The sequence below is a fragment of the Cupriavidus plantarum genome, assembly GCF_905397285.1.
GTDB classification, from domain to species: domain Bacteria; phylum Pseudomonadota; class Gammaproteobacteria; order Burkholderiales; family Burkholderiaceae; genus Cupriavidus; species Cupriavidus plantarum.
In genome coordinates this window covers 419304-433257 of the sequence record NZ_CAJPUX010000004.1, presented here as the reverse complement: position 1 = coordinate 433257, position 13954 = coordinate 419304, and the positions used below count along the sequence as shown (strand labels likewise).

Sequence of the window (13954 nt, the reverse complement as noted above, 5' to 3'; positions counted from 1 at the left end):
TCGCCACAGTCCGCCACAGTCGTCGCAGCCCGAGCGGCGACCCCGTAATGATCCGTAACACGGTCGCGGCGGCGCGCGTTGCCCTCCAAATTGAGAACCATTATCATCCTCCGGCCTGCGCTTTCCCTGTGACGCCGCTGTCACCGCAGTCGCGAGCCTTCGCCCCCATGATCGACACCCAGCCAGCTTCCGGCCAGCAGCGCCGCGCGTTCTGGCTCAAGCATCTCCACCAGTGGCACTGGATCAGTTCCGCGATCTGCCTGATCGGGATGCTGATGTTCGCGGTCACGGGCTTTACGCTCAATCATGCCGGGCAGATCGAAGGCCGCCCGAAGGTTGTGACGCGGCAGGAGACGCTGCCCGCCGACGCCCTCCGCGCGCTGCGGCGTGCCGCCCCTGCCGCAGCGGATGGCGCGCGTGGCAAGGCCGATGCGAAATCGGGCGTCCCGCCAGTGCTGGCCGACTGGCTGGCGCGCACGCTTGATGTCGAGGCGTCGACGCGCGAGGCCGAATGGTCGTCCGACGAGGTCTACGTCGCCCTGCCGCGCCCCGGTGGCGACGCGTGGGTCAGCGTCGCCCTCGACGACGGCGAAGTCCAGTACGAAGTGACGACGCGCGGCTGGATCTCCTATCTCAATGATTTGCACAAGGGCCGCAACACCGGCCACGCGTGGAGCTGGTTCATCGACGCGTTCGCTATCGCGTGCCTCGTCTTCAGCGTGACCGGACTGTTCCTGCTGAAGCTGCATGCGGGCGGCCGCGCGGCGACGTGGCCCCTTGTGGGGTTTGGCATGGTCCTGCCGCTGCTGCTCGTCATCCTGTTCATCCATTGATCCCACCCTACTGCAAGGAAAGGCTTTCCTGACATGCGCCGACTGCTCACCGTTACCCTGACCGGCATGGCCGCGATTCCCGGCGTGAACGCCGTGGCGGCCGACATGACCGTCAAGGTGGAGATCCCGCGCCTCACCGTTGCGGAATATCACCGCCCCTATGTCTCGATCTGGATCGAGCGCGCCGATCAGACCCCGGTGTCGACGGTGGCGGTCTGGTACGACGCCAAGAGCAAGGAAGACCACGGCACCAAGTGGCTCAAGGACATGCGCACGTGGTGGCGCAAGGCAGGACGCGACATGCAGATGCCGGCCGACGGCATTTCCGGCGCCACGCGCGCCCCGGGCGAACATTCGCTGACCTTCACCGATGGCAAGGCGCCGCTGGGCAAGCTGCCCGCTGGGAGCTATCAGCTCGTGGTGGAAGCCGCGCGCGAGGTCGGCGGACGCGAACTCGTGCGCGTGCCGTTCACGTGGCCGCCGCAGTCCGCGCAGAACGCGAAGGCCCAGGGCGAGCATGAACTGGGCACGGTCAGCATCGACCTCAAGCCCTGATCCCAGACATCCTGAACTCGCATCCCCATATGGAGCCCGCCATGAACACACCCGCTCGTTCTCTGCAACGCCTCGCCGTGCGCGCTTCGCTGCTCGCGCTCGCCGCCCTCGCTCCGCTCGCCGCGCACGCGCACCGTCAGTGGCTGCTGCCATCGACCACCGTGCTGGCGGGCAACGATCCCTGGGTGACCGTGGACGCTGCCGTGTCCAACGACCTGTTCATCTTCGAACATGTCCCGATGCGTCTCGACGGCCTCGTCGTCACGGGCCCTGACGGTGCGGCCCTCAAGCCCGAGAACGCCGCCACGGGCAAGTTCCGCAGCACGTTCGACCTGCACCTGACGCAACCGGGCACGTACCGTGTGGCCGTGGTGAACAACGGCGTATTCGCGAACTGGAAAGTCAACGGCGAGACCAGGCGTTTCCGCGGCACCGCCGAAGCGCTCGCCACCGCGGTGCCAGCCAATGCGGAGGGCCTGCAGACCACGGAGACGCTCGGCCGTGTGGAAACGTACGTGACGGCCGGCAAGCCGAGCAACAAGGCCTTTGCCCCGACGGGCAAGGGGCTCGAACTGCAGCCGATCACGCATCCGAACGACCTCGTCGCGGGCGAAGCCGCCAACTTCCGGCTGCTGCTCGATGGCAAGCCGGCGAGCAACCTCAAGGTCGAAGTGGTACCGGGCGGCATTCGCTATCGCGACAAGCTCAACGAGATGGCGGTCAACACCGACGCGGACGGCAAGTTCAGCGTGAAGTGGCCCGCGCCGGGCATGTACTGGATGGAAGCCGAGGTGCGCGACGACAAGACGTCCAGCAGCGCGATCAAGGCGCGGCGCGCGACGTACGCCGTGACGGTCGAGGTGTTACCGCAATGAGGCCCCAATGAGGCCGCAATAACGACGCGATGAACCGCGTGTTGATCCCCCTCACGTTACGCGAGCCGCCCCTGCCGGCAGTGGGCGCGCGCGCGTGGCAATGGGCGGGCGAGACGATGGGCACCACGTGGTCCGTCGCCGCGGAATTGCCGCCGCCGAGCGATCCGTCTTCGCTCGGTGAAGGCATTCGTACTGTGTTCGACGATGTCATCGCGCAAATGAGCAACTGGTCCACCGACTCCGACGTGAGCCGCTATAACCGCGCGGCGGCGGGCGAGTGGATCGTCCTGCCCGAAGACGCCTTCACCGTGCTCACGACCGCATTGCGCATCGCGCGCGAAAGCGGCGGTGCCTACGATCCCAGCGCGGGCGCGCTGGTAGACCTGTGGGGCTTCGGTCCCGCTGGCCGACGGGAGGCCGCTCCGGCGCCGGACGCCATCGCGCGCCTGCGCGAACAATGCGGCTGGCTCCGCTTGCGGACCGATGACGCCCGCCGCGCGGTGTTGCAGCCGGGCGGCGCATCGCTCGACTTCTGCGCGATTGCCAAGGGCTTCGCGGTGGATACCGTGTCGCGCTACCTGACAGCCGCGGGCGTGACGAGTCATCTCGTCGAGATCGGCGGCGAACTGCGTGGTCATGGCGTCAAGGCGGACGGCATGCCGTGGTGGGTCGAACTCGAGTCGCCGGTGGCGGAGACCGAGCCTGAGGGGGCGCGCACGCTGGTGGCGCTCTGTGGCCTGTCTGTGGCGACGTCTGGCGACTACCGCCGCTACTTCGAGCAGGATGGCCGCCGCTATGCGCATACGATCGATCCGCGCACGGGCTATCCGGCCACGCATGCGCTGGCTTCCGTGACGGTGCTGCATGAAGACGCGATGATGGCGGATGCGTGGTCTACCGCGCTGACGGTACTCGGTCCCGATGCGGGATGTCAGGCGGCCGATCGCCAAGCGCTTGCGGCCCGCTTCCTCGTGCGGACGCCGCATGGCTTCGACGAACACCTCTCCGCCGCGTTCGCTGCGATGATGCAATGAAATCCCTGCCGACGTTCGCCGCTATCGCTCCTATCGCCGCCATCGTAGCGATCGCTGGCGGCGTGCTGGCCTTGACCGCGCGGGATCGCTGGACGATGGCGGCGGGTGTGGTCGCGGCTTACCTCGCGTTCTGCGTGGGTATCCTCGCGCGGCATCGGCGCCGGCGCGCCGCGCGCGCGGCATGGGGAATCACGTCAGGCAACGCGCCCCACAATGCCGATGCCGATGCCGATGCCGATGCCGATGCCGATGCCGATGCCGATGCCGATCTCCCGACGCTGATCGCGTTCGCGAGCCAGACCGGGTTCGCCGAGCAGCTCGCGGAGCAAACCGCGCGCGCGTTGCGCGGCGCCGGTGTGCCGGTGCGCGTGACGTCGTTCGCCGATCTCGACGGCAGACAGCTGGCCGCCTGCGGGCAGGCGCTCTTCCTCGTCAGCACGACAGGCGAGGGCGATGCCCCGGACAGCGCCTCCGGTTTCACGCGCCGCCTCATCGCGGGGGTGGCGCCCGAAAGCCTGCGGCAACTGCGTTACGGCATTCTCGCGCTGGGCGACAGCAGCTACGCGCGCTTCTGCGCGTTCGGCCACACGTTGTCCACCTGGCTGCAGCGCCATCACGCGCAGCCGCTGTTCGACATGGTCGAGGTCGATAACGGCGACCCCGGCGCGCTGCGGCACTGGCAGAACCATCTGTCTGCGCTGTCGGGCGGTGCCGAGATCGCGGACTGGGAACGCCCCCGCTACGGGCGCTGGCGGCTCGTGGAACGGCGCCTGCTCAATCCGGGCAGCGCGGGCGCGCCCGCGTTCCATCTTGCGCTGATACCGGAAGATCCCGCGGCGCTCGACTGGTCGGCCGGCGATATCGCCGAGGTCGGCCCGCGCCACGGGCCCGGCTTCGCGGCGGCATTGCTCGCGCGGCTGTCGCTCGACGGCGCCACGCCGGTGCGGTGCGACGGCCGACCGGCAACGCTTGCCGAGGCGCTGGCGACGCGATTGCCCTTGCCTGACGCGCACATCGACACACTTGTGGGCCTGCCGCCGCAGCGCATCGTCGATGCGCTCCCCGCATTGCCGCATCGCGAGTATTCGATCGCCTCGCTGCCCGCGGATGGACGGCTCGAACTACTCGTTCGCCAGACGCGCCACGACGACGGGCGCCTGGGCCTCGCGTCGGGCTGGCTCACGGAACATGCACCCGTCGGCACGGCCATTGCGCTGCGCGTGCGCGTCAATCGCGCTTTCCACCCGCCAGCCGACGGCCGGCCGCTGATCCTGATCGGCAACGGCACGGGCCTCGCGGGTTTGCGTGCCCAGCTGAAGGCGCGCGAAGCGGCGGGCCATCGTCGCAACTGGCTGCTATTCGGCGAACGTTCGGCCGCCCACGATGCGTTCCACGACGCGGACATCGTCAGGTGGCAGGCAAGCGGGCTGCTGCAGCGGGTGGATCGTGTGTATTCACGCGATGGCGGTCCGCTGCGTTATGTGCAGCACGTGGTGGCGGCGCATGGTGTAACGCTGCGCGATTGGATCGCGCAAGGCGCGGCGGTCTATGTTTGCGGCAGCCTGCAGGGGATGGCGGGAGGCGTGCACGATGCGCTGGTGTCGATCGTCGGCGACGATGCGTTGCGGCAGATGGCGGAAGACGGACGCTACCGACGCGACGTGTATTAAGTTGAGCCGGACGTGTAACCGGCTCCGCGGCAAACACCCGTTTGACGTGACGGACGCGTCATGGGGCTCGTCATTGCGCGCGGTGTTGTCTATCCTCGATCGTTGAGCCCACAACGACAACAGGAGACCCATGCATCGTCAGGATCGCGGCCGCCGCGCCCCACGCCACACACGTTCCCGCCCCCCGCTCGCTCACACGCTCACGCGTACCGTCGCCGCCCTGGCATTGGCCGGCACCGCGCACGCCGCATTCGCCGCGCCTCCAGACCGCTATGTCGCCCCGGGCCTTGAAAAGCCCGCCAGCATCCTCGTCGATCGCTGGGGCGTTCCGCACATCTATGCGGGGACGCTGTACGACGCGTTCTACGCCCAGGGCTTCATGGCCGCGCGCGACCGGCTGTTCCAGATCGACCTGTGGCGCAAGCGCGGACTGGGCGAAATGGCAAAGGACTTCGGCCCCAACTATGTCGATGGCGACCGCATGGCGCGCGCCGTACTGTTCCGTGGCGACATGTACCGCGAATGGCTCGCATACGGGTCCGACGCCAAGCGCGTGGCCGAGGCGTTTGTCGCCGGCGTGAATGCCTTCGTATCGCAGACTGAAGCGCATCCCGAACTGCTGCCGCCCGAATTCCGGCAACTGAACTACAAGCCGTCCTACTGGCGTGCCGAGGATATCGTCCGCATTCGCCACCATGGCCTCACGCTGAACTTCACGGGCGAGGTGGATCGCGCGCAGATCTATTGCCAGGTCAAGCCCGATGCGGTGCGCGCGGACTGGCTGCGCCGCGAGCTCGAGCCGCCGATCGAGCCGAAGCTGCCCGAGGGTCTCGACCCCTGCGGGATTCCGGCCGCGGAACTCAAGCGTGCCTATGAGCTCGCCACCGCCGCCCCGCGGTTCCCGAAAGACTGGTGGGGACCCGCGCGCGCCGAGCGCAAGACGGAGGTTCCCCTCGACGAACTGTACGTGCTGCAGGATCCGGCCAGCGATCTCGCGCGCAGCCTAGGCTCCAACAACTGGGTCATCGCCGGCGCCCGCACGACTACCGGCCGGCCGATTCTCGCCAACGATCCTCACCGCGCGCACGGTGCGCCAAGCCTGCGCTACATCAGCCATCTGAACGCGCCGGGCCTGTCCGTGATCGGCGCGGGCGAGCCGTTCCTTCCGGGCATTTCGATCGGCCACAACGGCACGATCGCGTTCGGACTCACGCGCTTCTACATGGATCAGGAAGATCTCTACGTCTACGAGACCAATCCCGCGCAGCCGAACGAGTACCGTTACCAGGGCCGCTGGGAACCGATGAAGACCGTGACCGAGCAGATCGCGGTCAAGGGCGAGCCCACGCCGCGCACCGTCACCATCGACTACACGCGCCATGGCCCCCTGCTATATGCCGACACCAATGGCCACCGTGCCTATGCGCTGCGCGCGGCGTGGCTGGACGTCGGCATGGCGCCGTACTTTGGCTCGATGGACTATATGCGCGCCCAGAACTGGGACCAGTTCCGCGCGGCGATGAACCGCTGGGGCGCGCCCGGCGAGAACCAGGTGTTCGCCGACCGCGGCGGCAATATCGGCTGGCTGCCGGGCGGGCTCACGGTGATCCGTCCCAACTGGGATGGCCTGACGCCGGTGCCCGGCGATGGCCGCTACGAGTGGGCGGGCTATCGGAACATGGACGAGCTCCCGTGGACCTATAACCCGCCGGCGGGATACGTCGTCACGGCGAACGAGAACAATATCCCGCCGGACCATCCCGCCGCGCAGAAGGGGGTCGGCTACGAGTGGAGCGACAGTTCCCGCGCGCGCCGGCTCAAGGCGGTTGTCGGCGCGAATGCGCGCAGCTCGCTGGCCGACTCGATGGCATGGCAGACGGACACGGTGTCGCTGCCCGCGCAACGCGTGGTCGCGCTGCTGAAGGATGTGGAGACCGCCGATCCGAAGCTGCGCGGCGCGCTGGACATGCTGCGCGGCTGGGATGGCAACGAGCGCGCGGACAGCGCGCCCGCCGCCTTGTTCGAGGTCTGGTTCAGCAAGCACCTGCGGCCCGCCGTGGTCCGCGCGGCGCTGTCGCCGGAAGGCGCCAAACTGGTCGGCGCGGGCGATGCGGCGCGCGTGATCGCGGTACTCGAGCAGCCCGACCCGTGGATGGGTGCGGCACGGCGCAACGAGGTCATGCTTGCCTCGCTGCGCGGCGCCATCGTCGAAGTCGAGCAGAAACTCGGGCCCGACATGCGCGCATGGCAATGGGGCAAGCTGCACACGGCCGTGTTCAACCACCCGCTGAGTCCGATTCTCGATGACGCCGCGCGCAAGCAGTACGACGTGAACGCGGGGCCGATTGGCGGCTCGGCCTTCACCCCGATGGCGACGACCTATCGCAACAGCGACTTCCAGCTGACCGCGGGCGCGTCGTATCGCATGGTGCTCGATGTCGGCAACTGGGATGCCTCGCGCGCGGTCAACACGCCAGGGCAGTCAGGCAACCCCGCGAACCCACACTACCGCGATCTCGCGCCAGTGTGGGCCAAGGGACAGTACTTCCCGCTCGTGTATTCGCGCAAGGCCGTCGAGAAGGAAAGCGTCGAGCGCGTGGAGCTGGTACCACAGGGGGCGCAGCGTTAAGCGTCAAGGTTGAGGCTGAGGCTGCATCGCCATCTCGAGCACGCGCGCAACGTGCAGCGCTTCACGTTGCGCACCATCGTGAATCTGATGGCGGCAACTGGTCCCGTCGGCGACGATGACCGCATCGTCGCCGGCCTTGCGCACGGCGGGGAGTAGCGACAGCTCTCCCATCCGCATCGACACGTCGTGATGCTCCGCTTCGTAGCCGAAGCTGCCCGCCATGCCGCAGCACGACGATTCGATCAGCTCCGCCTTGAGCCCTGGAATCCAGCCGAGCACCTGCTCGACGGGGCGCACCGCATCGAACGCCTTCTGATGGCAGTGGCCATGCAGCATCGCGCGCGATTTGCCGATCGCATGGAGCGTCGGTGCGAACCGTCCCGCCGCATGCTCGCGGACGAGGAACTCCTCGAACAGGAATGCATTGTCGGCCAGCGATTGCGCCGCGGCGCCATACCCGTATTGCAGGAATTCGTCACGCATGCTGAGCAGGCACGACGGCTCGAGCCCGACGATCGCCACACCGCGTGAGACGAAGGGCAGCAGCGCGTCGAGCGAACGTTTTGCTTCGGCCTTTGCCTCATCGACGAGCCCGGCCGCGAGGAACGTGCGGCCGCAGCACAACGGCCGATCGCCGGGCACGCCCGACAGGTGCACCGTGTAGCCGGCGCGCTCGAGCACGCGCTGCGCGGCGCGCGCGTTTTCGGGCTCCATATGGTTGTTGAAGGTGTCGACGAACAGCACGACCTCCTTCTGGGCGGCATGCTTGCGCTGGTAACGCCCATCGACGAACGCCGGCTGCCAGCGCGGCAGCGAACGCCGCGCGGAAAGTCCCAGCAGCCGCTCGCCAAGCTGCGGCAGCCCCGGGATGCTGTCGCGCAGGTTGAACAGCCACGGCATGCGACTCGCCGTGCCCGCATAGCGCGGCAGGAACGCCACCAGCTTGTCGCGCAGACGCAGATGGCCCGCGCGCGCATGCGCCGCGCGGACCTCGATCTTGACCTTCGCCATGTCGACGCCCGTGGGGCAGTCTCGCTTGCAGCCCTTGCATGACACGCAGAGGTCGAGCGTGTCCTTGACCGCGGGATCGAGAATGCCCTCGGGCCCAAGCTGCCCCGACAAGGCAAGCCGCAGGGTGTTGGCTCGACCGCGCGTCAGGTGCTGCTCGTCGCGTGTGACGCGATAGCTGGGACACATCGTGCCCGCGTCGAACTTGCGGCAATGGCCATTGTTGTTGCACATCTCGACCGCGGCGGCGAGGCCGCGCGCGGGATCGAGCCCCGTGCCCGGCGCGCTCTCCGCCTCGGTGACGGGGTCGCGCGTGACGTTCCATGCGGACCAGTCGAGCGCGGGGACCAGCGGCTTGACGGTGTAGCCCGGCGGAAAGCGGAACAGCGTGGCATCGTCCATGCGTGGCGTGCGCACGATCTTGCCGGGATTGCAACGATTGTCGGGATCGAACAGCGCCTTGACCTCTTCGAACGCGCGGTTCAGCGAGGGGCCGAACTGCCAGGACACCCACTCGCCGCGGCAGATGCCGTCGCCATGCTCGCCCGAGTACGCGCCCTTGTATTCCCGCACCATGGCGGCTGCTTCCTCCGCGATCGCGCGCATCTTGGCCGCGCCATCGCGGCGCATGTCGAGGATGGGGCGAACATGCAGCGTGCCCACGCTGGCGTGCGCGTACCACGTGCCGCGCGTGCCGTGCTTGTGGAAGACGTCGGTCAGCCGCGCCGTGTACTCGGCCAGATGTTCGAGCGGTACCGCGCAATCCTCGATGAAGGACACGGGTTTGCCATCGCCCTTCATGCTCATCATGATGTTGAGGCCGGCCTTGCGCACTTCCCACAGCGCCTTCTGCGGGCCGGCTTCGGGCATCTCGACGACGGAACCCGGCAGGCCGAGGTCCGCCATCAGTTCAACGAGGCGCGCAAGATCGCGGACTGTGCCGTCGCGTTGTTCACCGGCGAACTCGACGAGCAGGATCGCTTCGGGCTCGCCCACGAGCGCGTGCTCGATGACGGGGCGGAAGGCCGGGTTGCGGCGCGACAGGTCGATCATCGTGCGATCGACGAGCTCGACGGCGGCGGGGCGCAGCCCCACGATATGCCGCGTCATGTCCATCGCCTGATAGAACGTGGGGAAGTTCACCACCCCGAGCGTCTTGTGCGTCGGCAGCGGCGCGAGCTGAAGCGTGATGCGCTTGAAGTAGGCCAGCGTGCCCTCGGACCCGACAAGCAGATGCGCGAGGTTGACGCTGCCGTCGCTGGTGTAGGGCTTCTCGCTTTGCGGATCGAAGATATCGAGGTTGTAGCCGCCGACGCGGCGCAGCACGTGCGGATACATCTCGGCAATGGCCTCGCGCTCGCGGTCGGCGATGCGCCGGACGCCATCGGCAATCGCGCGATGGGGCGCGCCTTCCGCGGGCCAGCCGCCATCGAAGCGTACCTCGTCGCCGTTCGCGAGGATGGCCTCGATGCCCAGCACGTTGTGCACCATGTTGCCGTACTGGATCGAACGCGAACCGCAGGAGTTGTTGCCCGTCATGCCGCCGATCGTGCATTGCGCGGCCGTGGAGACATCGACGGGAAACCACAGGCCATGCGGCTTGAGCCAGGCGTTCAGATGATCGAGCACGATGCCGGGCTGCACGGTGACCGTGCGCGCGACCGGATCGAAGTCGATGACCTGGTTCAGCCATTTGCTGTTGTCGATGACGAGCGCTTCGCCGACAGTCTGTCCGCACTGGCTCGTGCCGCCGCCACGCGGCAGCAGCGGTGCGCGGAGGTCCCGCGCGATATCGAGCGCGAGGCGCGCGTCGGCCTCGTCGCGCGGCACCACCACGCCGATCGGCATGACCTGATAGATGGACGCATCCGTGGCGTAGCGGCCGCGGCTCGCGGCATCGAACAGCACGTCGCCGCGCAATTCCGCGGCCAGCCGCCGGTAGAGCGGCGATTGCTGCGTCGGGGCGGCGCCACCGCGCGGCATGAAGTGAAGCGGTTGCACGCCGGGCGGCGTGGGAGTGGTCGGCAATGCCATGGGCGTGGGGTCTCCGGTTGCTGCACGCACTCGGGCGACGACGCCGCCGGCGGCCGGACCGCAAAGCGGCCCGTTGCCTCAGGCGGCGGCGCCCTGTACGCGTTCTAGTTCGGCGATCAGCGCGTCGCGCTTGTGCTTGAGGTGCGCGCGCAGGATGTCACGCAGGCCCGCGCCGTCGCGCTTCGCCAGGCAGTCGAGCATCGCACCGTGCTCCAGCACGGCCATGTCCCATTTTTCCTGATCGAAGTTCGAGCGAAAACGCAGCGCCTGAATGCGCAGGTTGATGCGTCGGTAGGTCTCCTCGAGGATGGGATTGCGTGCCGCCGCATTGATGGCGTCGTGGATGCGGCGGTTCAGCGCGTAGTAATTGGGCAGGTCGCGCCGCGCATGGCAGGCGAGCATTTCGAAGTGCAACGCGCGAATCTCGTTCAGTTCGGCGTCGCCGATGCGTTCGCAGGCGAGTTCGCCGGAGAGCCCCTCCAGCGCGCCCATCATCTCGAACAGATGATCGATGGTCTCCTGCGATAGCTGGACGACCTCGGCGCCGCGGTTCGGCAACAGTGTCACGAGACCATCGCCGGCCAGCACCTTGAAGGCCTCGCGCAACGGCGTGCGCGATACCTGCAGCTGGTCGCAGAGGACGCGTTCGTTCAGCCGCGTTCCGGGCGCGAGTTCGCCTTCCAGGATCATCGCGCGCAGGCGCTGGGCGACCGCCACATGCAGGATCTGGCGGTCAACGGCCTGGGAGGAAGGGTTCGGATTGAGGCTCATCGGTGATTTCGCGGCTTGACAGTATTGTATTCAAAACCTACTCTGGGGCAAGCACGAACTGCATGCCAAAGCAGTCGGGCACGCCGAAACGTGCAAAAAAGACGACGACAATAACGAATAATCTTTGATTTATAAGGGTTTTTAACAGGGAGGGCGGCGCAGGGGCCGGGCATCATTATCTCGTAAGCCAGTCCCGCAGTGCATTCCCAGTTTTTGAATACAAAATTCAAATTGAGACACGAGGCGATATGATCCGACTGAACTCCCACCCCAGCGGCCGGCACTTCCTGCAGATTCCCGGGCCGACCAATGTGCCCGACCGGGTGCTCCGCGCGATGGATTATCCGACCATCGACCATCGCGGTCCCGAGTTCCAGCAACTGGGCAAGAAGGTGCTCGCGGATATCCGCAAGGTGTTCCAGACGCAGCAGCCCGTGGTGATCTATCCCGCGTCCGGTACCGGCGCCTGGGAGGCCGCTCTCGTCAACACCCTCTCGCCCGGCGATCACGTGCTGATGTTCGAGACCGGCCACTTCGCCTCGCTGTGGAAGCGCATGGCCGACAAGCTCGGCCTCGTCTCCGAGTTCCTCGGTGGCGACTGGCGTCATGGCGTGGACGCGGCCGCCATCGGCGCGCGGCTGACCGAGGACAAGGCCCACGCGATCAAGGCCGTCTGCGTCGTGCACAACGAGACGTCGACCGGCGTCACGTCCGACATCGCGGCGGTGCGGCGTGCGATCGATGCCGCCAATCATCCGGCGCTGCTGCTCGTCGATACGATCTCCTCGCTGGGTTCGGTTGACTATCGCCACGACGAGTGGGGCGTGGATGTGACCGTCTCCGGCTCGCAGAAGGGCCTGATGCTGCCGCCGGGCATCTCGTTCAATGCCGTCAGCCAGAAGGCCATCGCGGCCTCGGCGAACGCGAAGCTGCCGAAGGCGTTCTGGGGGTGGGAAGAGATCATCGAAGCGAACAAGAACGGCTTCTGGCCGTACACGCCCGCGACCAACCTGCTCTACGGCCTGTCCGAAGCGTGCGACATGCTGTTCGAGGAAGGGCTGCCGAACGTGTTCGCCCGCCACAAGCGCCATGCCGAGGCCACGCGTGCCGCCGTGCGCGGCTGGGGCCTCGAGATCCTGTGCCAGAACCCTGCCGAATACAGCCCCGCGCTGACCGCCGTGGTCATGCCGGAGGGCCATAGCGCCGACGCGTTCCGCAAGGTCGTGCTCGAGAACTTCAACATGTCGCTCGGCCAGGGGCTGTCGAAGGTCTCCGGCAAAATCTTCCGTATCGGACACCTCGGTGACTTCAACGACCTCACGTTGATGGGCACGCTGGCCGGCGTGGAAATGGGCCTCGCGCTCGCGAACGTACCGCACAAGGCCGGCGGCGTGCTCGCCGCCATGGAAAGCCTGCGCGCCGCGGCGGCGCAGCCGGCATTGCGCGCGGCCTGATCCTCACTGCGCGCAGCAGCAAGTTTTGGCAAGAACCACCGATGCGGCAGCAGACCGCACGGTGTCCATCCAAGGAGACAAGCCATGATGTTGCTTAGCAAGTTGCAGTTGCAGTTGTCGTGTGTGTCCCTGCTCGGTGCGATGGTCGCGCCGGCGTTCGCGTGGGAGCCCACCAAGCCGGTGGAAATGGTGGTGCCGTTCAGCGCGGGCGGCGCATCGGACCAGATGGCGCGATCGATACAGGGCATCATCGCCAAGCACAAGCTGATGAACCAGCCGATCATCGTCGTCAACAAGGCTGGCGCGAGCGGCGCGGAAGGGCTGATGGACACGAAGGCGTCCAAGGGCGATCCGCACAAGCTGCTGGTGACGTCCTCGGCGCTGTACACCGTGCCGATGATCAGCCAGCTGCCGTTCAACTGGCGCGATCTCACGCCCGTGGCGATGGTGGCGCAGGACGAATTCGTGCTGTGGACCAACGCGCAGGACCCATACAAGACCCCGGCCGACTACCTCGCCAAGGCGAAGGAGAGCCCGGGCAAACTCAAGATGGGCGGCACCAGTTCCAAGCGCGAGGACCAGATCATCACCGCGCAGGTGGAGCGCAAGGCCGGCGTGCGCTTCATCTACATCCCGTACAAGGGCGGCGGCGAGGCCGCCACGCAATTGTCGGGCAAGCACATCGACTCCAACGTCAACAATCCCTCCGAATCGATCGGGCAATGGCGCGCGGGCGAGCATCGCGCATTGTGTGTGTTCGCGCCGGCGCGCATGCAGTACTCGACGAAGATCACGGGCACGCAGAGCTGGGGCGACATTCCCACCTGCAAGGAAGCGGGCCTCGACGTCGAATACGAGATGTTGCGGGTGTTCATGCTGCCTGGCGGCGTCACGCCCGATCAGCAGAAGTTCTATGTCGATCTGATGCAGAAGGTCGTGGCCACGCCGGAGTGGAAGGAATACCTCGAGAAGAACGCGCTCAAGAACGACTTCCTGGTCGGCCAGAAACTCACGGACTTCCTCACCGCCGACGAGAACCGCCACAAGGACATCATCAAGGCCGCCGGCTTCGTCGCTGCCGCGCGTTGACG

General features: G+C 67.1%; 10 protein-coding genes. 8 read left to right on the top strand and 2 right to left on the bottom strand.

Annotated features, from left to right (window positions below; translation table 11 throughout):
- The first annotated feature begins 167 nt into the window (after window positions 1-167).
- From KHP16_RS19600 to KHP16_RS19575, 6 genes are all read left to right on the top strand, one after another.
- Window positions 168-833 (top strand): PepSY-associated TM helix domain-containing protein, encoded by a 666-nt coding sequence (locus KHP16_RS19600; protein WP_211960934.1) that lies wholly within the window; start codon window positions 168-170, stop codon window positions 831-833.
- 33 nt (window positions 834-866) lie between these two features.
- Window positions 867-1388: a DUF2271 domain-containing protein gene (locus KHP16_RS19595; protein WP_109584727.1), complete on the top strand. Its 522-nt coding sequence runs from the start codon at window positions 867-869 to the stop codon at window positions 1386-1388.
- A gap of 41 nt (window positions 1389-1429) precedes the next feature.
- Complete coding sequence (locus KHP16_RS19590; RefSeq protein ID WP_244214816.1) at window positions 1430-2263, top strand: DUF4198 domain-containing protein; 834 nt, start codon at window positions 1430-1432, stop codon at window positions 2261-2263.
- 29 nt (window positions 2264-2292) lie between these two features.
- The gene (locus tag KHP16_RS19585) at window positions 2293-3297 is read left to right on the top strand and encodes an FAD:protein FMN transferase (protein WP_211960933.1); all 1005 of its coding nucleotides are present in this window, start codon (window positions 2293-2295) and stop codon (window positions 3295-3297) included.
- Window positions 3294-4967: a sulfite reductase subunit alpha gene (locus KHP16_RS19580; RefSeq protein WP_211960932.1), complete on the top strand. Its 1674-nt coding sequence runs from the start codon at window positions 3294-3296 to the stop codon at window positions 4965-4967. Before KHP16_RS19585 ends, KHP16_RS19580 begins: the two co-directional genes overlap by 4 nt.
- 130 nt (window positions 4968-5097) lie before the next feature.
- Complete coding sequence (locus tag KHP16_RS19575; RefSeq protein WP_211960931.1) at window positions 5098-7596, top strand: penicillin acylase family protein; 2499 nt, start codon at window positions 5098-5100, stop codon at window positions 7594-7596.
- Between the two features lie 3 nt (window positions 7597-7599).
- On the opposite strand, the gene KHP16_RS19570 is transcribed toward KHP16_RS19575, so the two are convergent.
- Entirely contained in the window at window positions 7600-10638 is a 3039-nt protein-coding gene (locus KHP16_RS19570) for an FAD-binding and (Fe-S)-binding domain-containing protein (RefSeq protein ID WP_211960930.1), read from the bottom strand.
- A gap of 78 nt (window positions 10639-10716) precedes the next feature.
- Window positions 10717-11409: a GntR family transcriptional regulator gene (locus KHP16_RS19565; protein ID WP_211960929.1), complete on the bottom strand. Its 693-nt coding sequence runs from the start codon at window positions 11407-11409 to the stop codon at window positions 10717-10719.
- A gap of 248 nt (window positions 11410-11657) precedes the next feature.
- On the opposite strand from KHP16_RS19565, the gene KHP16_RS19560 reads away from it, so the two are divergent.
- Window positions 11658-12863, top strand: a complete 1206-nt coding sequence (locus KHP16_RS19560; protein ID WP_115954880.1) for a pyridoxal-phosphate-dependent aminotransferase family protein — start codon at window positions 11658-11660, stop codon at window positions 12861-12863.
- An 87-nt stretch (window positions 12864-12950) separates the two neighbouring features.
- Window positions 12951-13952 (top strand): Bug family tripartite tricarboxylate transporter substrate binding protein, encoded by a 1002-nt coding sequence (locus KHP16_RS19555; protein WP_109584864.1) that lies wholly within the window; start codon window positions 12951-12953, stop codon window positions 13950-13952.
- Window positions 13953-13954: the final 2 nt, after the last annotated feature.